The sequence below is a fragment of the Streptomyces sp. NPDC090106 genome, from assembly GCF_044747265.1.
Lineage (GTDB): Bacteria > Actinomycetota > Actinomycetes > Streptomycetales > Streptomycetaceae > Streptomyces.
Genome location: NZ_JBIVDS010000003.1, coordinates 167,858 through 189,825 on the forward strand (window position 1 = coordinate 167,858; position 21,968 = coordinate 189,825).

Consider the following 21,968-nt stretch of genomic DNA (forward strand, 5'->3'; position numbering starts at 1 on the left):
GGCGGTGGACACGGGAACGCGTCCACCGCCCCGGCCGAGCGGAACGGGCGGGCACTCGGGGCGCCCCTGCCTCGCCGTGCGGCGGCTCAGGACCGCACGGTGAGCTGGAAGGACTGCGCGGCCGAACCGTCACAGGTCCGCTGGGTGAGCTGGACGCTGTTCGTGGCCGCCGCGGCGGCCGTCAGGCACTTGCCGCTGTGCCGGGCGACGAAGTGGTAGCTCCCGCTCGACTCACGCACCGGCTGCCACTGCTGGTTCGTGCCGCCTCCGTAGGCCCACAGCTGCAACGGCGCGTTGTCCGCCGTCGAGCGGTCGGTCACGTCGATCGCCTGCGCCGGGTTGCCGCGCGCGGTGATCTGCGTGTATCCGCCGTCGGTGGAGCGGAACTGGTACTGCTGCGCGATCGTGCCGTTGCAGGCGTACTGCTGGATCGCCGTCCCGTTGGCCGTCGCCGCCGAACGGGCGTCCACGCAGGTGCCGTTGCCGCCGTTCTGCACGGTGTACCAGGAGGTCTCGGAGATCTGGTCACCGGTCGGCGGGGTCGTGGTGCCGCCCCCGCCCAGCCACTTGAGCCCGTCCAGCAGGAACTGGTTCTGGGTCGCGCTGGCGAACGTCGACGACAGCCGCGTGTTCGTCGTGTAGTTCATCGCGTTGTGCCCGAAATTCGCGTACAGCATCTTGTACTTCGTGTTGGTCCACAGGATCGGGTAGTAGCCGCTGTACCAGGACTGGTTGGGATCCGTGCCGACCGGGAAGCTGCTCGGGTCGATCGACGCCAGGATCTTGATGTCCGCGTTCTGCCGCAGATCCTTCGACCAGCTGTACCACTCGCTGACCGACGACGTGAACGTGGCCGGCAGGTTCACGGTCGCCGGGGTCGTGCGGTCCTCCACCTTCAGGGTCACCGCGGTCGGGCCCCAGGTGTTGGACGCGAAGTTCCCCGAGCCGAGAAACGTGTTGTGGTACCAGGACCAGCTCGCCGCGTCGGTCGTGAACGCCGAGACATGGAAGCCCAGGAAGCCGCCACCGCCTCGCATATACGTCTCGAAGCCGCTGCGTTGTGCGGACGTCTGCGGCAAGTCGTCCAGGAACAGGACCACTTGGTAGGCGTTGACTCCGCCGTTGGCGAGCAGGTTCCAGTCGGTGCTGGCCGTGTAGGTGAAGCCGGCTGCCGCCGCCTGCTGAGGGAACCAGACGTTCGCCTCCTTGTCGAAGTCGATGTGCGCCGCGTCGTAGGTCCCGCTGTACAGGGCGAGGACCTTGAACGGGTCCGCGGCGGGCCCCGCCTGCGCGACGGGTGGTACGGCCGCGAGGCCCAGGAGCGTGGCCAACAGGAGCAGAACCCGCAGGAGTACGCGGGTGGGGCCGGATCTGACGGTGCTCATCTCGTGGTCGGTCCTTTCCATGGGGACGGCGGGCGGTCGCCCGAGGTGCGGGTGACGAGCGTGCGCGTCAGCCGGTGTAGCGGGCGAGGATGCCGGTGAACTGCCAGTTGCTCTGGCTCACACCCGAGCAGGTGTCGTCGTTGGGGTAGGCGCCAGGGCAGGGGCGGTCACGGTTCGCGGACCAGAACGTCAGCCGGGCCAGGTGATGGGCCTGCGCGTAACCGAGGATGGTCTGGAAGTCGGCGGTGGTGACGGTCTCGTTGTCGTCGGTGATGCCGTTCATCGACGAGATGCCCATGGTCCGGTAGGCCGTGTCGTCGCTGTAGCCGTACGCGTTCTTGAGCGCGGTCTTGAGCCCCTCGGCGGCCCGCTGGGTCAGGGTGCCCATGTTCTGGCCCGCGCCGCCGAAGTCGAACGGCATGATCGTCCACGCGTCCACGGCCAGCCCGGACGCCGCCGCCCGGTTGATCAGGCTCGTGTCGGGGCCGCTCTGACCGGTGCCGATGGTGACGTACACCTTGAGGCCCGGGTTGTTGGCCTTCACGGTCTTGAGCGCGTCCACGGTCCGCTGCTGCACGGTCCCGTTGCTGTACGCGTCGGCCTCCAGGTCGATGTCTATCGCCTTCAACGCGTAGGCGTTGACGACCTTTTGGTACGCCGCCGCCAACTCGCCCGCGCTGGAGCAGGAACTCTCCAGCTTGTTGCCGCTGTAGCCGCCGAAGGACGGGACGACGTCACCGCCGTTCGCGCGCACGGTGTTGATGGTCTGCTGGTCGACTCCGCCGGTCAGCGCCCGGCCGCCGTCCCACTGCGGGTTGCAGTAGCCGTTGCTCAGGACGAACGCCAGGGTGAACCACTTCACGCCGGTCGCGTTCATGACGGTCGTGGGGCTGGGCGGGTTGCCCCAGCCGTTGTAGAGGTACGGCGCCACGGCCATCGGCGCGGAGGCGGGTGGGGTCGTACCGCCGTCGGCGGCGGGCGCGTTCCACTTCTGGTTGGCGGCTCCGGTGCAGGTCCAGATCTGGGTGCGGGTGCCGTTCGCGGAGGAGTTGCCGGTGGCGTCGAGACACTTGCCGGACGCCGGATTGACGATGTCGCGCGCGGCACTCACCGACCACTTCTGGTTGGCGCCGCCACCGCATGTCCAGAGCTGGAGCTGGGCGCCGTTCGCCGTCGAACTCCCGGTGACGTCCAGGCACTTGCCGAGAGCCCGGACGGTCCCGTCGGAACCGACCGTCCATTGCTGGGCGGCGGTGCCGTTGCAGTCGTAGAGCTGTACGGCCGTCCCGTCGGCCGGACTCGCGCCGGCCACGTCGAGACACTTGCCGGCCAGGCCGGTGATCGTCCCGGTGGCGGCCGAGGCGGAGGGGGCCGCGAGCGTGCCCGCGGCGATGAGGCCGAGGGGGAGGGCGAGTGCGCAGCGCAGGGCGAGGCGTTGCATGGGGAGGGGCCTTTCGTCCTGGGGTGGGGGGTGGACGCCGCCTGCGAGAGGGCGGTGAGAGGCGAACACGAGCGTGAGTGTTCACATATGTGTGCGGCGAATGCATGCATGGAAGGCCTGTTGGCTGGTGAACCTAAAGGTCTAGGCCAAAGCCGTCAAGAGGTGCGGCGGGAGAAGTCCCGCGAGGCGGAGGTGAGTTGAGAAGTTGTACGTGCCGCGTCCCGGCACCCGTCACGCTCGGCGCGCCCGGGCGTCGGTCACGCTCGGCACGTCCCGCCCCCGCCTCATGGCGGGCCCCGCGGCGCCGGTACCGTTCGTCCACCGCGGCTGACGCAGCCGCGGGCGGGAGCGCGGAACGGGGTACGGGGTAAGGGAATGAGTCTGCGGCTGTACCTCGACAGTGCCCCACAGCCCCGTACCCCGGACGGTTCGGCGGGTGAGTGGGCCGACTTCTTCCACGGGGCGACGGAACTGGAGGCCAAGAGCTGGCCACCGCTGCTGTGGTGGGCGATGTTCGGCACCGGCGACCTCCTGGAGGCGAGGTTCGCCGACACGGCCGACGCCGGTACCGAGGAGCACGCCGAGCTGCTGAGCGAATGGGGCGACGCGACATACCCGTACCTGGTGGTGGACCAGCGGACGGCGGTGCAGCGGCTGCGCACCCGAAAGGACGGGCTGATCAGCCGGCTGGGTACGCGGTTCTCGCCTCTCTACGACGAGTTCGTCGCCTTCGTCGAGGACAGGTACGCCCCTTACGTGCTCCTGCGGACCGAAGGGCTGGACCACGGCAACGGCACCACAGGCCTCCAGTTCGCGAAGACCCTGGCCGACCTGGAACGCCTCGACACCGGCCTGGACCTCGGCGACGGCGGGCCCGTGGAGTCGCTCGTCGCCGATTTCCTGCGATGGCGGCACACGGACCCGGTCCGGCTTCTGTCGGGTGCCGGTGACGGCTGGCCGAGCGAGGCGCTGAAGGAGCACTTCGCCCGTCCCGCGCGCGGAGTGGCGCGGCGTGACGGCGACTCCGCGACGACCGGCCCGCGATGGGGCCTTCTCGTCATCGGTGTCTGCGCCGTCGCTGCGTACGCGTTCACCGGGCAGGTGTGGCCGGTCGTCGTCACCCTCGGGGCTGGTGGTGGCGTGCTGGTGGCGAGGGCCGTCCGGCGCCGGAGGTGAGGGCAGGGAGGGGCGACAACACGTGTGCGCCGTTCCGCCCGAAGTGCCGTGTCAGTCCAGGAAGATGCTTGCCAGGCGCGGCAGGCGGCGGCGCACCTCTCCGTCGTCGGTGACATCCCACCGGGTACCCGCCGGGTCGCCCACGGCCCGGAGCGGACCGCTCTCCGGAGAGTCCTCCAGGGCCTTTTCGAGTCCCTCCGTTTCACCGGTGAGGCGGTGATGGGCCCGATGAGCCACGTGGACGAAGTCCTCGTTCCCGATGAGCACGTCGCCGCCGGCACGCACTGCCGGATGGCCGGCGAGGGAGTCCGGGTCCGCCAACGCGCCCTCGTACCAGTGCCGTCCGAGCGAGACGAGTCCGTCGCGGAAGTCCATGAAGGCGTCGTCGGACCACCAGCCCTCGATGAGGAACGCCGCCGCCCACAGGTCGTAGCGGTACGCGGCCTCGCGCAACTGCCAGAGCCGCAGGGAGAACTGGACGATCTCGTCGGGTGTCAGGCCGGCCAGCCGCTCCTCGCACGCGCGCTCCACCGCTTCGGGGCGATCCCCGAAGCCCGGGTCCAGGGCGTCGACTTCGGCGCAGGCCGAGTCCACCAGGGCCCAGAACTCCTCGACATCCATCACGGCCCGAGTATGCCAGCCGCGTCGCCCCTCTCCGCGGGGCGCCGATCTCCCTCTCCGGCCGCGGCTCAGCCGTGCAGGGAGCGGTATGCCGCCTCCGCCCCGGGGTGCAGGGCGATGCTGCCCGTGCCGATGAGGCTGCCGACGTCGAGGAACTGGGTGCCGACGGCGTTCTCGGGGACGAGGGCCGTCGCGCGCAGCACCAGCAGACGGGTGAGCGCCTCGACGACCGCGCGGGGCAGTTCGGGCCGGCACACCAGCAGGTTGGAGACGCCGATGGTGCCGACGCCGCCCGCCGTGCGGTACGCGCCCTGGGGCAACGAGACCTCCTCCAGCCCCGACCCGGCCCGGGCGTCGCGGTCGCCGAGCCGGGGCAGCAGCTCCGCCAGCGGCAGGAAACGCAGGCCGGGACCGTCGTCGAGGTCGGTCAAGGTGGGCAGTGGCACGCCGCCCGCGACGAGCAGCGCGTCGGCCGTCCCCGCCCGTATCGCGTCGGCCGCCTCGGCCAGGGGGAGATGGAGGACGGAGACGTCGGTGCCCGGGGTGAGGCCCGCGGCGTGCAGGACGCGTTCGCCGAGTTCGGCGGCGCCGGATCCGGCGGCACCGAGCGAGACGGTGCGCCCGGCCAGGTCGGAGACCGCGCGCACGGACGAGTCGGCACGGACGGCGAACTGCAGATACGTCTCGTAGACCCGGCCGATCGCCCGCAGCGGCACCGGCTGCCGGAAGAGGGCGGTGCCCTGGGCGGCCCGCGCGGTGGCGGTGAGGACGAGGGCGACGTCGGCCCGGTGGTCCCGCAGCAGCCCGATGTTGTCGACGCTGCCCGCCGTGGTGCGCACCCGGCAGCGCAGCCGGGGATACGCCCCTTCGAGTTCGGCGGCGAGGAGACGGCCGAACGCCTCGTAGAACGCCGTGGGCTCGCCCGTCGCGAAGCGCAGGACGCCGCCCGGCCCCGGACGCTGCCCGGAGACGTCGCCCGTGAGCGCACCTCCCAGCGCGACGGCGCCCGCCGCGCCCAGGGCGCCGCGCAGGACGGCACGGCGAGGGAGGGGAGGCAGGCCGCGAACGGAGCCGCTCATGCCGTACCGCCCCGCGGGAGCCACCGGGCCTCGCAGCCGCGGGTCACCGGGCCTCACCCGCCACGCCGTCGGCGCGGTCGCCGGTGCCGCGCCCTCTGGGCAGCACCGCCCTGGCGCGCAGGCCGCTCGGCGGCGCGGGCTCCAGCTCCAGCCGGCCGCCTCGCCCCGTCAGCAGCTGCTCCGCGATGGCCAGCCCCAGGCCGGTGCCCGAGGTGCCGTCCCTCCGCTGCCGTCCCGCGCGCCAGAACCGCTCCGTGGCGAGGGCCAGCTCCGCCGGGGCCAGACCGGGACCGTCGTCGGTCACGGTCACGAGGGTGTGCGGGCCCTCGGCGGTGCAGCGCAGCGAGATGTCCGCGCCGGGGCCCGCGTACTTGATGGCGTTGTCCAGGAGGATGTCGATGACCTGGGCGAGTTCGCGGTCCGTGCAGGCGGTGACGACCGCGGCCGGGGCGGGCCGCAGGGTGAGCCGGGTACCTGCGCGGCGAGCGACCGGCTCCCACAGCCGGTACTGGACGACCGCCACGGCCGCCGCGTCGCACACCGAGTCCGAGCCGTCGGTGACCGTCAGCTCCCCGGCACGGTGTTCCGCCGCGGCGAGCGCCAGCATGTCGTCGAGGAGGGTCTCCAGCCGGTCGAGCTCCGTGGTGACGCCGCTGTACGTGCGCCGGGCGGACGGGGGAAGGTGCGTGTGCAGGGCGTCGACGCGCAGCCGCAGTGCCGCCATCGGGTTGCGCATCTGGTGGGAGGTGTCGGCGACCAGCCTGCGCTGCTGCTCCAGAGCCGCCGTGACCGTCCGGGCCATCCGGTTGAAGCCGGTCGCGAGCTGGCGCAGCTCGGGCGGGCCGCCGGCCCGGGTCTGCTCGGGCGGCAGGCCCGCGGCGAGCTGGCCGACCGCACGGTCCAGGCGCCGCAGCGGGCTGACCACCCATCCCGTCGCGGCCCGGGCCAGGACCGTGCAGGCGACGGCCACCAGAGCGGCGCCGGACAGGACGAGCGCCCAGCGCCGGGTGATGTCCTCGGCCGCGGTGCCCACCGAGGCCCGCAGCACGACCGCCCCGGAGACCCGGGTTCCGGTGCCGGCCGGCTCGGCGAACATCCGGTACCCCCGTGACCAGGGACGCAGCGCGCCCCCGGGGTGCGCGGTCTGGTTGCGCAGCGCCGCGTCCAGCAGCCCCGCCACGGCCGGATCGGCGGCCCGCATCCCGCCCGTCTGGACGACGGGGCGCCGCCGGGTGTCGGTGACGACGAGCGGCTCGCCGTACAGCCGGGTGTAGCGGCGTGCCTCGGCGACGACGGCCGAGGTGTCGCCGGTGGCCACCGCCTGGTTCATCAGGGAGGCGAAGCGGTCGAGGTCGGCGCTGCGGGCCAGGACGAGCTGCTGGGTGCGGTCGGACGCGGTGAACAGCAGCAGCGGCACGGCGAACGCGGCCACCGTGATCACGACGAACAGCAGCAGTGCGGCCTGGACCCGGGTGCGCATCGGTCGGTCCCTCAGTCCCAGGGGTCGGTGAGGTCGCCCAGGCGGTAGCCGAACCCCCGGATCGTCGTGAGCAGCTCGGGGCGGCCCAGCTTGGCGCGGAGCTGTGTGAGATGCACGTCGAGGGAGCGCGAGACGGCCTGGGACGTGTCGCCCCACACCTCGTCCAGGACCTGCTCCCGGCTGACCGCGGTGCCCACCCGCCCGGCCAGGACGGCGAGGACGGAGAACTCCTTGGTGGTCAGCTCGACCTCCGCCCCCGCGACGCGGACCCGGCGTGCGTCGAGGTCCACCTCGACGTCACCGGCGCGGACCGTGCGGACGCCGGCGGCGGTCCTGGCCGCGGTGCGCCGGGTGACGGCGTCGATGCGGGCCAGCAGCTCGGCGAGGCGTACCGGCTTGACCAGGTAGTCGTCGGCGCCGAGCCGCAGCCCGCGCACGACCGACCGCTCGTCGCCCCGGGCGGTGAGCACCACCACCGACATGTCGCTCAGGGCCCGCAGCGCGCGCAGGACGTCCAGACCGTCGGTGTCGGGCAGGCCGAGGTCCAGAAGCAGCAGGTCGGAGCTGCGGTGGTAGGTGAGCACGTCCTTGCCGTAGCGGACCCGTCTGGTGGAGTGACCGTGGTCGTACAGGACCTCCATGAGCGCCGCTGCCACGCCGTCGTCGTCCTCGGCCAGCAGGATCTGCACGCCGTCCACCTCCTTTCGGCCACTACGGGGCGGCTGTCCTCGGCCACTGCCGGGCCGTCCCAGCCGAATGTAGACCACACCGGCCGGACACCCGCCCCAGTGTTAAGGGGACCTTAGTTCTGTGTGCGGGCCTTCCCGGCGGCCGTGCGGGCGGGGCCAGGCTGCACGGCACCCGCAGCCCGAGAAGGACACCCCCATGATCATCGACTGTCACGGTCACTACACGACCGCCCCGCCCGCCCTGGCCCGCTGGCGCGAGCGGCAGGTCGCCGCCCTCACCGACCCGTCCGCCGCCCCCGCCCCCGCGGACCTGCGGATCAGCGACGACGAACTGCGCGAGTCCCTCGAACCGAACCAGGTGCGGCTGATGGACGAGCGCGGCATCGACATGACGGTCTTCTCGCCCCGGGCGTCGTTCATGGCGCACCACACAGGCGGCTTCGACACCTCGGCGGCCTGGGCGGCCCTGTGCAACGAACTCTGCCACCGCGTCAGCCGGTTGTACCCGGGGCGCTTCGTCCCCGCGGCGATGCTCCCGCAGTCGCCCGGCGTCGACCCCGCCACCTGTATCCCCGAACTCACGCGCTGTGTCGAGGAGTACGGCGCCGTCGCGCTCAACCTCAACCCGGACCCCTCGGGCGGTCACTGGACCGCGCCACCTCTCACCGACCGGTCGTGGTACCCCGTCTACGAGAAGATGGCCGAGTACGACATCCCGGCGATGATCCACGTCAGCACCAGCGTCAACCCCGCCTTCCACACCACCGGCGCCCACTACCTCAACGCCGACACCACCGCGTTCATGCAGCTGGTGCAGGGCGATCTGTTCGCCGACTTTCCGACCCTGCGGTTCGTGATCCCCCACGGCGGCGGCGCGGTGCCCTACCACTGGGGCCGCTTCCGGGGCCTGGCCATGGCCCTGGGGAAGCCTCCGCTGGAGGAACACGTCCTGGGCAACGTGTACTTCGACACGTGTGTCTACCACCAGCCGGGCGCGGACCTCCTGTTCGACGTGATCCCGGCCCGCAACATCCTCTTCGCCTCGGAGATGATCGGCGCCGTCCGCGACATCGACCCGTGCACCGGACACCACTTCGACGACACCCGCCGCTACGCCGAGGCCGCGGACCTCCCCGCGGACGACCTGGCGGCGATCCGGGAACACAACGCCCGCAGGGTGTACCCGCGCCTGGACGCCCTCCTCAAGAGCCAGGGCCGGTGAGGCGGATGACCACGGTCGCCGCCAAGACCCCGGGCTGGCTGGACTGGTACCGCGGCCCGTCCGCGCCGGCCTTCCGGCTCCCGCCGGGCACCGTCGACACGCACTGCCATGTCTTCGGACCCCAGGCCGAGTTCCCCTTCGCCCCGGAGCGGAAGTACACACCCTGCGACGGCGGCAAGGAGGACCTGTTCGCCCTCCGCGACCACCTGGGCGTCAGCCGCAACGTCATCGTGCAGGCCACCTGCCACGGAGCCGACAACCGGGCCATGACCGACGCCGTCCGGGCGGCCGGCGGACGCGCGCGCGGCATCGCGACCGTCCGCCCGGACGTCGCCGAGGCCGAGTTGCTCGCACTCGACGCGGCGGGCGTGCGCGGAGTCCGGTTCAACTTCGTACGACGTCTGGTCGACACCTCGCCCAAGGACGACCTGCGCGCCATCGCGCGCAGGATCGCCCCGCTGGGCTGGCACGTCGTCCTCTACTTCGAGAGCGCCGACCTGCCCGAACTGGAGGGTTTCTTCGGGTCGCTGCCCGTTCCGCTGGTCGTCGACCACATGGGGCGACCCGACGTGACCCAACCGGTCGACGGGCCCGGGTTCAGCCGCTTCCTGCGCTTCACCGACACCAACGACGTCCATGTGAAGGTGAGTTGCCCCGAGCGGCTCAGCGTCGGCGGACCCGCGGCCCTGAACGGCGAACGCCACGCCTACACCGACGTCGTCCCCTTCGCGCGCCGGGTCGTGGAGGAGTTCCCCGACCGGGTGCTGTGGGGCACCGACTGGCCGCACCCCAACCTCACCGACCACATGCCCGACGACGGGCTCCTCGTCGACCACCTGCCGCTGATCGCGGCCACCGACGACCTGCGGCACAGGCTCCTCGTCGCCAACCCCATGCGCCTGTACTGGCCCGGCGAACCCTTCTGACCCGCGGGAGTCCCCGCAACACCCCCTGGGCGCACCCCTGCGCCCCGTCACCTCCCTCCCGCTCAGCCAAGGACCGCTCATGCAGCACGCCAACGCCCTGAACCGGCTCGACCGGCTACCCGTCTCCCGGTTCCACCGCATCACCCTGCTCGCCGTCGCCTTCGCCTATTTCTTCGAGTTCGCGGACATCAACAGCTTCGCCACCACCGCGCCGAAACTCATCTCCCTGTGGGGCGTGACGGTCGACCAGATCGCGTACGTCACCTCCCTGTCGTTCGTCGGCATGTTCGTCGGCGCGATCGTCGCCGGTTCCCTCGCCGACCGGTGGGGACGCAAACGGACGCTGATGTGGACGACGCTGTTCTTCGGCCTCTCCTCCTTCGCGGCGACGTTCTCCTGGGACCTGGTCTCCCTCGGCGTGTTCCGCGTCCTGACCTCCGCCGGACTGTCCGCGATGACCGTCGTGGGCGTCGTCTACGTCAACGAGATGTACCCCTCGGCGATCCGCGGCAAGTACCAGGCCTACGCCATCGTCATCGGCATCTGCGGCACCCCCGCCACCAACCTGATCGCCAGCGCCGTCGTACCGCTCAGCGACTGGTCGTGGCGGCTGGTCTACCTCTGGGGATCGCTCGGCATCCTGCTCGTCCTGTTCACCCGGCACCTCAAGGAATCCCCGCGCTGGCTGGAGAGCAGGGGACAGCACGACCGCGCCGACGCCGTCCTCAGGGAGATCGAGGCGGGCGCCGTCGCCGAACACGGCCCGCTGCCCGAGCCCGCCCCCGCCGTCGCCGAGACACCCGCGGCCAAGGCTCCGCTCCGCCTCCTCCTCCAGAAGCGGTACCTGTACCCGACGCTGCTGCTGTCCGTGCTGTGGATGACCCAGACCATCGGCTTCTTCGGCTATTCGAGCTGGGCACCGACCCTGCTCGCCAAGGAGGGCTTCAGCGTCGAGAAGTCCGTCTTCTACGTCGCGCTGACCACGGTCGGCGCACCCCTCGGCTGCTACCTGGCCTCCCTCGTCACCGACCGCTTCGAGCGCAAGTGGTGCCTGGTCGCGTTCGGCACGGTCATCGCGGCCTGCGGACTGCTCTACGGGCTCACCTTCCACCCCGTCCTCATCGTCGTGTTCGGCTTCCTCGTCAACCTCTTCGAACGCGGCTACACCGCCCTCGCCTACGCCTACTCCCCGGAACTCTTCGACACCCGCAGCCGCTCCCTGGGCACCAGCGTCTCCTACGGTCTGGGCCGGCTGTCGAACGCGGCGGGACCGCTGATCGTCGCGGCGCTCTACACCGGCCACGGCTACCGGAGCGTCTTCTGCTTCATCGCCGGTACCTGGCTGTTCGGCGCGATCGTCCTGGCCGTCTTCGGCACCCGGACCCGCTCGGCCCGCCTCGCCGAGCCGGAACGGCGGCGAGCGGACGTCCCCGCCTGACGCCGGGTGCGGTGAGCCGCGGTCTCCGACTCCGTCTCGCATCAGGCGCGTTCAGGTCAGTGAGCTCGCCCGGGTGCGGGCGGACAGGTTCAGCCACCACGCGGCGGTCTGCCGCGCGGTGAGGGGATGCTCGGCGTGGTCGCGGACGTCACGGAGCAGATCCGTACGGCCCGCGCGGCCCATCGCGTAGACCAGACCGCTCAACGTGGTGGCCGCGGCCGGATCCCGGCGGTTGCCCCACTGGCGGGCGTAATGGGTGAGCGCCTGCGTGAAGAAGGCGTCGTCACCCGGATCGGCGTCGATGTGGCCGAGACTGTGCACGGCGGCGGAGACGGTGGCGCGCGGCAGCCCGGACGCCAGGGCCAGGCGCTCCACGCTCGGACGATGCGCCACGTCGCCGATGATCCGCAGGGCGCCCAGGACCGGCAGGGCACAGGACACCGTCGCGGCGATCCGCGGATGGGACAGCTCCGCGACGGCCGCGTCGGCCAGCGGCGCCCGGTACGGCGTCGCCGCGAGCAGCAGGGAGGTGTGCAGACGCACGTCGAACACCGGGTGACAGAACATCTCCGTGACCAGGAGGGACAGCGTGGCGTCCGTCCGGTCGGGCCCCTTCGCGCGGCGCGCGTGCCGCAGCACCCGCCGTGCCACACCGGCGAGTTCGGTGGGCGGCAGATGGGGGAGAAGCCCGGACGGGGCGGCCCGGAGACGACCCGGGACCGTGGGCTCGGCACGCGGATCACGGACGGACGCGGGGTACGGGCCCGGCCGGTTCCGTTCCGCGGGAACCGCTCCGGGTAACTCGTACAGGACGTTCGACAGGGCCTGCACCTGCCCGAACAGATCCCACTCGGGACCGATCTCCCGCACCGCGTGGGCGAGTTGACGCAGTTGCGGTGGCGTGAAGTGCCGGTAGCCGACCTTGCGGATGGACGCCATGACCGCCCCCTCCAGGGCGCGCTGCCCGCTGGGCCTGCCCAGTTCGGCCAGGACCCGGGAGGTGGCGTCGGGGTGCGCGGTGTTGTCGAGGGCGCAGATCACCTCGGTGGCCGCGTAGTTGGAGCCGTCCCGGGCCAGCGAGGCACAGACGGCGATCGCGTGCCGCGCGCCCCGGGGATGGTTGAGGAGCCGGTTCAGGGCCTCGAACCGCGCCATCCACGGGACGTCGTCGGCGATGACCATCTCCGCGACGAGCCGCTCGGTCAGCTGCGTCCACACGGAGGCGGGCAGCAGCGCGAACCGGTCGATCTCGCACAGCGTCTCGGTGAGACCCGTCCAGTCCTCGCCGCGCATCAGATCCCGTGACAGCGCCTGTTCCATCAGCTCCTGGGCCCGGTCGGCGGCGGCTTCGGCCCCCTTGCCGGCCCGCGACAGCGGCGGCCGGGTCAGAGCCGAGGTGGCGAGATAGCGCAGGGTGGTCCGCGCCGTGGTGAGCAGCAGATCCCGAGGAAGCCCGAGCAGTTCCTCGTACCGGCTCACCGCGGCGGCCGGCACCGGCACCTGCCCCGTCTCCCACCGCGACAGCGCGCTGACGCTCACCGGCCTGCCGTAGGAGCCGCCCGCGAAGGCGTCGGCGAAGGCGGGCAGCGAGACGTCCGAGCCGCGCGCCCCCAGGACCCGGTTGACCCGCAGGAGCCACGCCACCCGCCCGCGGCCCCCGACCGCCGCTGCCGGAGGGAACGGTGGGCGGGGCGGCAACTGCCGCGTCGTGTGCGCCATGCCCACCAGAGTGTCAGCAGGCCGCTAGCCCAAGGAAGGCAAGCGGACAAGACCCGTTGCACAGCCCGAACCGTCCTGCAAAGCGCCCCGCCCGCCACCGGCGCCTGCCGTATCAATGGGCCTTGTGTCAGTGGACACGACGGGCGGAAGCCGATCAGGGGGACGAGCCATGCTGTTCAAGTCCGAGGGCCAGAAACAACTGGAAGCACTCATCGACGACCTGGTGCGCTCCCATCTGCGAGGAGCCGCACGCAACTCGCCCGAAGGACGCGCGGAGATCTGCGGCCAGATGGCACAGCTGGCGGAGGAACTGCTCGACGCGGGCAAGGAACGCGCCGTGCGCGGGGCCCGCCGCTACCAGTCCCCGCTGTACCTCGCGCTGCCCCCGCACGCCCGCAGCGAGATGGACCGCATGGTCGCGCAGGCACTGTCGTGACGGCCTCACCACCTCAGGAGGGCGACGTCCGCTACATCGGCCCCGTGCCCGAGGTGTACCTCCGGGGCAAGTGGCGGGTGATGGGGGACGAAGGGCTCACGCCCGCGCCGGACGACGGGTCGGGCCCCGCCTTCAAGGGCCACGATGACGACTCCGACGGCTGACCTCCCCGGCCGGGCGGCGGCTGCCGCGTCCTCTCCTCTCGACGCGGTCCCCGACATGCGGGCCACGGCCAAGTGGATGGTCGCGGCCTGGGCCGGCGTGGGCGCCGTGCTCCTCGCGGGCGTGCCGCTGACCGTCATGCGGTCCGCCGCCTCCACCGGCCGGCTCCTGGGCGCGCTGGCCGGACTGGTGGTCGCCCTGACGGGCGTGGGCTGGGCGCTGTGGGTCACCAGCGAGGCACTCATGCCACGGCTGGTGTCCTACCGCGAGCTCGGCAGCCCCCGGTTCGCCGAGATCAAGGCCGCGGTCGAGGCGGAACCGGAGCTGTTCCTCGGCCCGTCCGCGAGCGGCGGCGCCACCGCGCTGGGCGCGTTCGACACCGCCCGCACCACCCACCGGCAGGCCTTGCGGGGGATCACCGAACTCCTGGAGGCGGAGAGCGATCCGACGCGCCGCCAGGCGCTGGCCGCGGCCCGGCGGCAAGCCGTCTCCTGGGTCGCCGACGACTACGCCCGCGTGAGCCGCCTGGCGGCCCTGATGTACGCGTGGGACGTCAGGGCGGGCGTCCGCAGAGCCCGCGTCCACACCTTCGTGGGGTGCGGGCTCACCCTGGTCGGCGCGTTCCTCCTGATCCTGGCCACCTCCTCCGACGCGGAGACGGCGGACAGGACACCGGCGCCCGCCGCCGTCTCGTCCTCCGCCGCCACCCCGGGCCGCTGAACGCCAGGACCCCTCCAGCCGGCCACCCGCTCACGATCCGCCGCGCGACGCACCGCCGGCCCCCACGGAGACACCATGCCTTCGCACCCTCCCCACGCCCCCGAGCCCGCCACGGACACGGTCCTCCGTGTCGACGGCTCCGAGGTGTCCCTGCGACTGCCCGGCCGGGCGGGCGTCGTACGCCAACCCGCCGGTGTGCCCGACCACGCCGCCGACCAGGCATGGTGGGTGCTGCGCGCCTGGCGCACCCGGTCCGCCGCCACGGCCGCGGCGCCGCTGAGGCCCCTGGACGACACCGCCCGCACCGACCCCTCCCACGCGGACCTCGTCGCCGCGGGCGCCGCCCTGACCCGCACCTACCTCGACGGCCCGGTCGGCGACGCCCTCCAGGACCTGCTGCGCCGCCCTCCCGGCCCGCACACCCCGCACAGCGTCGGGATCCACGTCGTCGACGCACCGCTCAGAGACCTCCCGTGGGAGGCCCTGTGCCACCCGGGCACCAGCTCACCGCTGGCCCTGGACCCACGGGTCGCCCTGTACCGTGCGGCATCGCCCGGCACCGGACACGGCTTGGAGTCCGCGGGACAGGTCGCGCGGCGTGGCCCCCTGCGGATGCTGGCCATGATCGCCGCCCCCGAGGCGTACGGGTTCGCCCGCCTCGACATCGAGACGGAACAACGACGCCTGCTCGACATCACCGACCAGGACGGCCGACTGGACCTGCACCTGCTCGGGGAGGGCAGCCGGAACGCGCTGCGGGACGCCGTGCGCGGCGGCGACTTCGACATCGTGCACCTGTCGTGCCACGGCTACGCACACGGCCTGTGCCTGGAGGGCGACACGGGCGAACCCGACCTCGTCCCCTTCGACCGACTCGTCGAGGCGTTCCCGCAGAACACACGCCGGCCAGGACTCCTGGTGCTGTCCGCCTGCGCCTCGGCACGCGCCACTCCCACCGGCCCCTTCACCCCCCGCACCGACCTGACGGCCCCCGACCCGTCACACTCCGCCGCTCAACTGCCGGGTCTGGCCGAGCGGTTCGCCTCGGCGGGTTTCCCCGCCGTGCTCGCCATGACGGCGGAGGTCAGCGACCCGTACGCCACCGGCTTCACCGCCCGCCTCTACGAACTCCTCGCCGAGAACCCCGCGTCCCCTCTCCCGCGCACGGTGGCCGCTGCCCGCCAGGAGCTGGAGGGACAGCGCCTGTCCGCGTCACCCGAAGCCCCTCACGCCCGCCCCGACGCACCGCGGCGCCCTCTGATCCCGGCGGAATGGGGGACACCCACGCTCTACGCCGCGGGTCGCCCGACGGGCCTGCGCGCCACCGCTGATCACCCCCCGGAGGAGCCCGGCAGGACCAGGAGCGGCGCGGGAGGCACGCGCCTTCTGGTGGGGCGTCGGAGAGAACTCCAGCGGCTGCTGCGCGAGTTCTGGCAGACGGGCGAGCCGGTGCAGGTGACGGGGCTCGGCGGCACGGGCAAGACGGCACTCGTCGAGGAGCTCCTGACCCGCGTGGGAGTACGGCGCGAACGCGTGGCGCAGCTCGACGACCGGACCTCGGCGCTGGAGTCGCTCACACGGATGATGCGGGCCCTGACCGGACGGGTCGACCCCGGCGCGGCGGAAGACCTGTGTGCCCCCGGCCTCACGGAGGCCGAACGGGTCCGCCGGGCCCGCGAATGGTTCGACACCCACACCCACACCCACACCCACGACCACACCCGCGCCCGCACCGAAGTCGGCCTCGGCACGACGGACATGATCATGCCGACGACCCAATGGTCGGTCCCGCCTCCGGCCCTGGTCGTGTACGACACCCACGCGTCTCCGGCGGCCACACAGCCGCCCGGCCCACCGGCGGACACGGAGGACTCCCGCAGAGCCGCCTTCCTCACGGCGTGGGCGTCAGGAACGGAGGCCGGAGCACGGCGACTCGTCCTCACGTCCCGCACACCCCTGCACCTGCGACCGAGCCCGGGCGCGCACCCGGAAGCCGACGGCGGGAAACCGATGGCCACCCTGCCACTGGGGCCGCTCCCGCGAGCCGAGGCCCGCTACCTGGCACGGCAGGTACCAGGCCTGGGCGTGCTCCGCCCCCAGGACCTCAACCGTCTGATCGACGCCCTGGGCGGCCACCCGCGAGCCCTCGGCTTCGCCGCCTGCCTGCTGCGCGCGACCCCGGAGGCGGCGAGCCCCGGCACATGGCCGCGCCTCATGGACGTACTGCACGCCCGTGGGGTGAGCGACCCCGAGCAGCATGTGCGGTCCGTGGCGGCCCAAGGGCTGGGCGGCGTCATCGGCGAAGCCGCCGTGGCGGCCGGGGAGGACGCCGAACTACCGCGTCTCTGGGCCGGGTTGGGTCCCGACGCCCGCAGCGCTCTGATGGCGGCAGCGGTGTTCCGCACGCCGGTGCCCGCTCAGGCGTTCCTGGCACCCGCCCGATCTCCCGCGGACATGGCGGCGGCGATGCGGCGGACGCGGCCCGTGGCGCCCCGGCCGGGCGGGACCGACCCGCTCGGTGAACTCGTCGCCCTGGGCCTGCTGTCCGTCCCGACCTCGTCGTCGGCGACTCCGTCGTCCTCGGAACCCGACGCGGATCCACACGTCACCGTGCCCCGCTGGATCAGTGCCTACCTGGCCGAACTCGCCCCGCGGACCTGGCGGTTCGCCCACCGCGCCGCCGTGGCCCACTGGTTCGCCCGGCTCGGGACCGGCGACCTGGAGCGCCCCGCCGACGTGGCCGCGGCCGACGAGGCCAGGTACCACGCCGACCAGGCGGGCATGACCGACGAGTTCATCGGCGTCACCGGACTGCTCTGCAGGCGCCACTACGCCACCGGCCGATTCGACCAGGTCGAGAAGCTGTCACGGGAGACCCTCAAGCGGGTTCCCCCCGACTCCCTCCTCGCCGCCGACGCCCACGAGGGCATCGGGGACTGCGCCCACGAGACCGGCGACGTGGCCGCCGCCGTCGTGGCGCACGAACACGCCCTCGCCATCCGGCGCCAGGCGGGGGACACCCCCGCAATCGCCCAGAGCCTGCACCGGCTCGCCCTCGCCGAGATGAACCTGTCCCGGCACGAACGTGCCGACGTCCACTTCCAGGAGGCGCTCGACCTCGGCGAACAGCTCGGCGACCGCGAGGAGATGAGCCGCCTGCACCACTCGCTCGCCCTGCGCGCGGACCGGCTCGGTGACCTCGCCGCCAAGAAGCGGCATCTGGACCGCGCCGACGAACTGCGCGGCGAGCCGGGCGGCCGTCGGACCCAGGCGGCACGGCTGACCGAGCGAGGCCGCCTGGCCATCGACGAGGGCCGCTACGCCGACGCGCTCCGGTACTTCGGGCAGGCCCTGGACCACGACCGCGAGGAGCCCGTCGACCGGCACGGCATCGCCGGGACCACCCTGCTCGTCGCCGACGTCCACCTCCGCCTGGAGCAGCCGCGCGAACTCAAGGCCCACGCCCGCGAGGCACTGCTCCAGAACGAACGGATCGGCGACACCGACGGAATGCTCCGGGCCTACTCCTACCTCGTGTACGCGGCCCTGATGGAGAAGGACCTCACCACGGCGCGCACCCTCGCCGAACACCACCTCACGCTCGCCGAGCGCAGCGGCGACATCGAGGACCACGAGCTGGCGTCGAACCTCCTCGCCGTGGTGGCCCGGGACGCGGGCGACCTCGCGGGGGCGAGAGAACGCTGGAGCGCATGCCGGGCCAGTGCCGAGCGGCGCGGCGCCAGGGACTCCGAGGGCCGCTACCTCCACCAGCTCGGCGTCGTGGCGCACCTGGACGGGGATCCGGACAGCGCCTGTGAGCTGCTGGGGCGGGCCGGACGCGTTCTCGGCGAGGCGGGCGCGGACGCGGGAGCCGCGGAGAGCCTGTGCGCCCTGGCCCGCGTCCTGCTCACCCTCGCCGACGAAAGGCGCCTGCCGCACCTGGTGAACGAGGCCCTGAGGGCGCTCGGTGAATCCACCCTGCACCTGAACCAGCCGGACACACAGCACGCCCAGCTCACCAGGAACAGAAACGTCTACGCCGACCTGGTCCGCGTGCTCGGCCGGCACACGACACGAGCCCGGCTGCACACGCTCTTCGACGCATGCCGAGCACAGGCCGTCGTGGCCCTTCTCGACCAGCGGAACCGGTAGGGCCGACGGAACCGGTAGGGCCGACGGAACCGGCCGGACCGGTGGAACCAGTAGTTCCAGCAGAACAGGAGTGAGTCCCCATGACTCTGGGCACCGACCAGCAGCATCACATGATCCGCTTCCTCGCGGACGTCGCCGAAATGCGCTACCCGGGATCGGTGAAGGCCGGGAGCGGGCCGCCGGTCGACGACATCCAGTTCTCCCTCGTCCACGACGGTGGGCTGGGACTCGTGTGGGCCGATCCGACCGACGGACAGCAGCCGTGGTGGCTGCGCTTCACCGCGGGCGTCGCCACGGACATCCCCGCCGCCCGCCACGACGACGTACTGCACTGGGTCAACGCCCGCAATCTCGGACTGAACTCGGGCACCTACCTGTGCCTGGTCCACCGGGAGACGGGCGAGGCCTCGGTCATCTTCAGCTGCAATCAACTGGGCACGCTGTTCAGCTTCGACCACGAGGCGATCCGCAACTGGTTCGCCGGCCAGCTGTTCTCGATCGCCGAGACGTCCGGCCCCGACGGCCGCGCCTGCGTGGGGCAGTTCGGCGGCCGGGCCTTCCGTCCGGGGGAGGGCGGCCTGCTCCTGTCACTGAGTCTGGCCCACTGATCCCGAGCCCGGACTCGTCGTCGGCTTCACGGTTGCCGTTCGGGTTCGAGACTGCGGGCCAGGGCGAGTCGGGAGCGGACTCCGAGCTGGGTGAAGATGTTCCGCAGGTGGTACTCGACGGTCCGGGTGCTGATCGACAGCCTGCGCGCCACCTCGCGGTTGGTGGCGCCCTCGGCGACCGCGCGGGCTATGCGCAGCTGCTGCGGGGTGAGCCGCGTCGGCGGCTCCGCACCGGCACCGGCACCCGGTCCGGTGGCGGAGGCCGCGGGCGCCTCTCCCGCGGCCCGGAGTTCGGCCTCGGCCCGGCCCGTGCCCAGATGGGCCCCGCACTGGTCGAACCCCATGGCGGCATCGCGCAGTTGGGCGCGGGCCTCCACGGGACGGCGTCGGCGGCGCAGCCACATGCCGTACGCCAGGTGGGTGCGGGCGTGTTCGTAGGGACTGTCGACCTTCTCGTGCTCCGCCAGCGCGGCGGTGAAGAGGGCCTCGCTGTCGTCGGGGCCCGACACCAGGGCACGGCAGCGCAGGACGACCGCGGGACCGTGCGGATCCGCCCCCAGCGCGGCCCACTGGGCGTACCCGGCGATGAGGTCGTCCACGTCCGGATCCGCCTCGTGGCCGGTGAGGACGGCGGCCTCGATGTAACAGGGGACGGCCATCATCCAGAGGCCGAAATGACCCTGGCGCGGCCCCGCGTGGACGAGCGGGGCCAGTCGCGCGGCGGCGTGTTCGGGGTTGCCGTGGCCCAGGTCGGCGCGGGCGCGGGCCCATTCGGCGAGCGTTCGGGTCTGGCTCAGCCCGTGGGCGTGGGCGAGGTCCAGAGCCGACTGGGCGTGTGCGGTGACCGCTTCGAGGTCGCCCGCGATGGAGGCGGTCAGGGCGAGGATCGCCGACAGCCCGGCCCGCACATTGCGCTGCGGGTGTGTGTCGGCGGCGTCCTGGCAGGCCTCCAGACCGGCCTCGGCGTGCACACGTGCCTGGTGGTACCGGCCCGCGCGCAGTTCGGCGTAGGCGAGGTGCTCCAGGACGCGGGGGAGGAGTGTCGGGCTGGCCTCGGAGCGGGCCGTGGCCAGGGCGAGGCCGAGGACCTGCTGTGCCGCCGCGAGGTCGCCCAGCACGAGCGCGATGGTGCCGGCCGACAGCAGCCGCGAGGCGTCCTGCTGGGACCGCAGGACGTCCAGGACGACGCTGAGGCGCGGGCCGGCGTGGGCGAAGTCGCCGTGCAGCACCGCGCGCATGCCGTCGCGGTAGGTGTGCCAGAACGCCTCGACCGGGTCGTCCGCGGGTGCCGTCGCGGAGGCGCCGGGGCCGGGCGGAGGACACAGTGCGTCGAGCGCGGTGAGATAGCCGGCGTGGTCGCCGCCCGACCACGCCGCCAGGGCCGCCTGGACGGCCGCCTCGCGCGAGCGGGCCACGTCGGTCGGCCGCAGGGAGCGGGAGGCGAGGAGCAGGAGGTGGTGGGCGTCGGAGACGGGGCCGTCGCGCAGCAGCGTGACGCCGAGTGTCATTTCTTCCTGCCCGAGGCGCGGTTGATCGGCTCCCGCCTGGGCAGTATCGCGTCGGTCGGCGTTCGTGCCGGTTGACTCCTGACCCACGCGCATCACCGTTCCCTGTGCTCCTGCTGTGCCGATCGTAACCAGCGGCCGACCTGGCCGAGTCCGGTTCCGCGGCATTGCTGACAGCGCATCTCACTGGGGCGCACCGGTGACCGGCCGGTGGATCCACCGATACGTGCGGGACGCCGGGCTTCCTACGGTGCTGTTGCGCCCGCCGAACGGATCCCGTCTCGGGGCGCTCGTACCACTGCTCGCCGAGAAAGAGGAACCCCCATGTCCCGTCATGCGTCGCGGCGTCGTCTCACTCTCGTGTCCCTGGCCGGCGTCGGCGCTCTCAGCGCCACCGGCCTCTACCTGCTGCCGTCCATCGCCTCCGCCGCCCCGTGCTCCGACGTCGAGGTCGTCTTCGCCCGCGGCACCGGGGAGGCGCCCGGCCTCGGCATCACGGGCAGCCCGCTGGTGAGGAACATCAAGAGCGCCCTGCCCGGCAGGACCGTGTCCTCGTACGCCGTCGACTACGCGGCGAACTTCTCGCAGACGAGCGCCGGACCGGGCGCCACCGACATGACGAACCGGGTCAGGTCCGTGGCGGCCAACTGCCCCGGCACCTCCTTCGTGCTGGGCGGCTACTCCCAGGGCGGCAGCGTCACCGACATCGCGCTGGGCATACCGACCCGGCTGGGCACCGGCCGCACCATCCCCGCCGAACTCGCCCCGCGGGTCAAGGCCGTCGTCGTCTTCGGCAACCCGCTGCGCCTCTCGGGCCGCACCATCGCCTCCGCGAGCGCCGAGTTCGGCCCCCGGTCGAAGGAGTTCTGCAACACCGGAGACCCGGTCTGCGGCAACGGCCGTAACACCGCCGCGCATCTGACCTACCACGTCAACGGCAGTGTCGAGCAGGGAGCCAAGTTCGCCGCGCAGCAGCTCGGCCAGGGCTGACCCCGCGTGCCGACGGCGCGAGAGCCTGCCGCGGCTGCCCTGCCGGCCCGCACACGTGAACAGTCGGCCCGCACATGTGAACACGTTGCCCTGATCCCGGACAGGCGTGGGGCCCCCCCCCCCCCCGGGGGGGGGGGGGGCACGCCAGTGCGGGGTCAGGTCGAGGTGTGGTTGAAAACGGCGGGAGGGGCGAGCTTAAACGGGGAGGCGTAGCCCGTA

General features: G+C 72.7%; 18 protein-coding genes. 10 read left to right on the forward strand and 8 right to left on the reverse strand.

Annotation, left to right across the window (positions count from 1 at the left end):
- Positions 1-86 precede the first annotated feature (86 nt).
- Positions 87-1,385, reverse strand: coding sequence for a ThuA domain-containing protein (locus ACIPSE_RS10700; RefSeq protein ID WP_401660191.1), 1,299 nt, complete (start codon positions 1,383-1,385; stop codon positions 87-89).
- Between the two features lie 67 nt (positions 1,386-1,452).
- Complete coding sequence (locus ACIPSE_RS10705; RefSeq protein WP_401660194.1) at positions 1,453-2,826, reverse strand: ricin-type beta-trefoil lectin domain protein; 1,374 nt, start codon at positions 2,824-2,826, stop codon at positions 1,453-1,455.
- A 375-nt stretch (positions 2,827-3,201) separates the two neighbouring features.
- Between ACIPSE_RS10705 and ACIPSE_RS10710 the strand changes: the two genes are divergently transcribed.
- Complete coding sequence (locus ACIPSE_RS10710) at positions 3,202-4,002, forward strand: hypothetical protein (protein ID WP_401660196.1); 801 nt, start codon at positions 3,202-3,204, stop codon at positions 4,000-4,002.
- Between the two features lie 51 nt (positions 4,003-4,053).
- Here ACIPSE_RS10710 and ACIPSE_RS10715 read toward each other — a convergent pair whose 3' ends face one another.
- The 4 genes from ACIPSE_RS10715 to ACIPSE_RS10730 all read right to left on the reverse strand — a co-directional run bounded on the left by ACIPSE_RS10715 (position 4,054) and on the right by ACIPSE_RS10730 (position 7,871).
- A complete protein-coding gene (locus ACIPSE_RS10715) occupies positions 4,054-4,623 on the reverse strand; it encodes a DUF4240 domain-containing protein (protein ID WP_401661704.1) in 570 nt (189 codons plus the stop codon).
- Between the two features lie 68 nt (positions 4,624-4,691).
- The gene (locus ACIPSE_RS10720) at positions 4,692-5,702 is read right to left on the reverse strand and encodes a TAXI family TRAP transporter solute-binding subunit (protein WP_401660199.1); all 1,011 of its coding nucleotides are present in this window, start codon (positions 5,700-5,702) and stop codon (positions 4,692-4,694) included.
- 43 nt (positions 5,703-5,745) lie between these two features.
- Positions 5,746-7,182, reverse strand: a complete 1,437-nt coding sequence (locus ACIPSE_RS10725) for a sensor histidine kinase (RefSeq protein WP_401660202.1) — start codon at positions 7,180-7,182, stop codon at positions 5,746-5,748.
- Positions 7,183-7,193: 11 nt separating this feature from the next.
- On the reverse strand, positions 7,194-7,871 hold the full coding sequence (locus ACIPSE_RS10730; RefSeq protein ID WP_401660205.1) for a response regulator transcription factor: 678 nt from the start codon (positions 7,869-7,871) through the stop codon (positions 7,194-7,196).
- 196 nt (positions 7,872-8,067) lie between these two features.
- Here ACIPSE_RS10730 and ACIPSE_RS10735 point away from each other — a divergent pair, with 196 nt between their 5' ends.
- The 3 genes from ACIPSE_RS10735 (at position 8,068) to ACIPSE_RS10745 (ending at position 11,457) form a co-directional block, all read left to right on the forward strand.
- Positions 8,068-9,093 carry an amidohydrolase family protein gene (locus ACIPSE_RS10735; RefSeq protein ID WP_401660208.1) on the forward strand — a complete coding sequence of 342 codons (1,026 nt, stop codon included), beginning with the start codon at positions 8,068-8,070 and terminating at the stop codon, positions 9,091-9,093.
- A 5-nt stretch (positions 9,094-9,098) separates the two neighbouring features.
- Complete coding sequence (locus ACIPSE_RS10740) at positions 9,099-10,019, forward strand: amidohydrolase family protein (protein WP_401660211.1); 921 nt, start codon at positions 9,099-9,101, stop codon at positions 10,017-10,019.
- 79 nt (positions 10,020-10,098) lie between these two features.
- Positions 10,099-11,457 (forward strand): MFS transporter, encoded by a 1,359-nt coding sequence (locus ACIPSE_RS10745; RefSeq protein ID WP_401660214.1) that lies wholly within the window; start codon positions 10,099-10,101, stop codon positions 11,455-11,457.
- A gap of 51 nt (positions 11,458-11,508) precedes the next feature.
- Here the strand turns inward: ACIPSE_RS10745 and ACIPSE_RS10750 are convergent, their stop codons facing one another.
- Entirely contained in the window at positions 11,509-13,176 is a 1,668-nt protein-coding gene (locus ACIPSE_RS10750) for an XRE family transcriptional regulator (RefSeq protein WP_401660216.1), read from the reverse strand.
- A gap of 169 nt (positions 13,177-13,345) precedes the next feature.
- On the opposite strand from ACIPSE_RS10750, the gene ACIPSE_RS10755 reads away from it, so the two are divergent.
- From ACIPSE_RS10755 to ACIPSE_RS10775, 5 genes are all read left to right on the forward strand, one after another.
- Entirely contained in the window at positions 13,346-13,612 is a 267-nt protein-coding gene (locus tag ACIPSE_RS10755) for a hypothetical protein (protein WP_401660219.1), read from the forward strand.
- Positions 13,609-13,776, forward strand: coding sequence for a hypothetical protein (locus tag ACIPSE_RS10760; RefSeq protein WP_401660222.1), 168 nt, complete (start codon positions 13,609-13,611; stop codon positions 13,774-13,776). Before ACIPSE_RS10755 ends, ACIPSE_RS10760 begins: the two co-directional genes overlap by 4 nt.
- Positions 13,757-14,494 carry a hypothetical protein gene (locus tag ACIPSE_RS10765; RefSeq protein WP_401660225.1) on the forward strand — a complete coding sequence of 246 codons (738 nt, stop codon included), beginning with the start codon at positions 13,757-13,759 and terminating at the stop codon, positions 14,492-14,494. The genes ACIPSE_RS10760 and ACIPSE_RS10765 overlap by 20 nt, the downstream gene beginning before the upstream one ends.
- 75 nt (positions 14,495-14,569) lie before the next feature.
- Positions 14,570-18,646 carry a CHAT domain-containing protein gene (locus tag ACIPSE_RS10770; RefSeq protein WP_401660228.1) on the forward strand — a complete coding sequence of 1,359 codons (4,077 nt, stop codon included), beginning with the start codon at positions 14,570-14,572 and terminating at the stop codon, positions 18,644-18,646.
- A gap of 80 nt (positions 18,647-18,726) precedes the next feature.
- Positions 18,727-19,254 carry a hypothetical protein gene (locus ACIPSE_RS10775; RefSeq protein WP_401660231.1) on the forward strand — a complete coding sequence of 176 codons (528 nt, stop codon included), beginning with the start codon at positions 18,727-18,729 and terminating at the stop codon, positions 19,252-19,254.
- 26 nt (positions 19,255-19,280) lie between these two features.
- Here ACIPSE_RS10775 and ACIPSE_RS10780 read toward each other — a convergent pair whose 3' ends face one another.
- Positions 19,281-20,762 carry a LuxR C-terminal-related transcriptional regulator gene (locus tag ACIPSE_RS10780; protein WP_401660233.1) on the reverse strand — a complete coding sequence of 494 codons (1,482 nt, stop codon included), beginning with the start codon at positions 20,760-20,762 and terminating at the stop codon, positions 19,281-19,283.
- Positions 20,763-21,083: 321 nt separating this feature from the next.
- On the opposite strand from ACIPSE_RS10780, the gene ACIPSE_RS10785 reads away from it, so the two are divergent.
- Entirely contained in the window at positions 21,084-21,749 is a 666-nt protein-coding gene (locus ACIPSE_RS10785; RefSeq protein ID WP_401660236.1) for a cutinase family protein, read from the forward strand.
- Positions 21,750-21,968 lie beyond the last annotated feature (219 nt).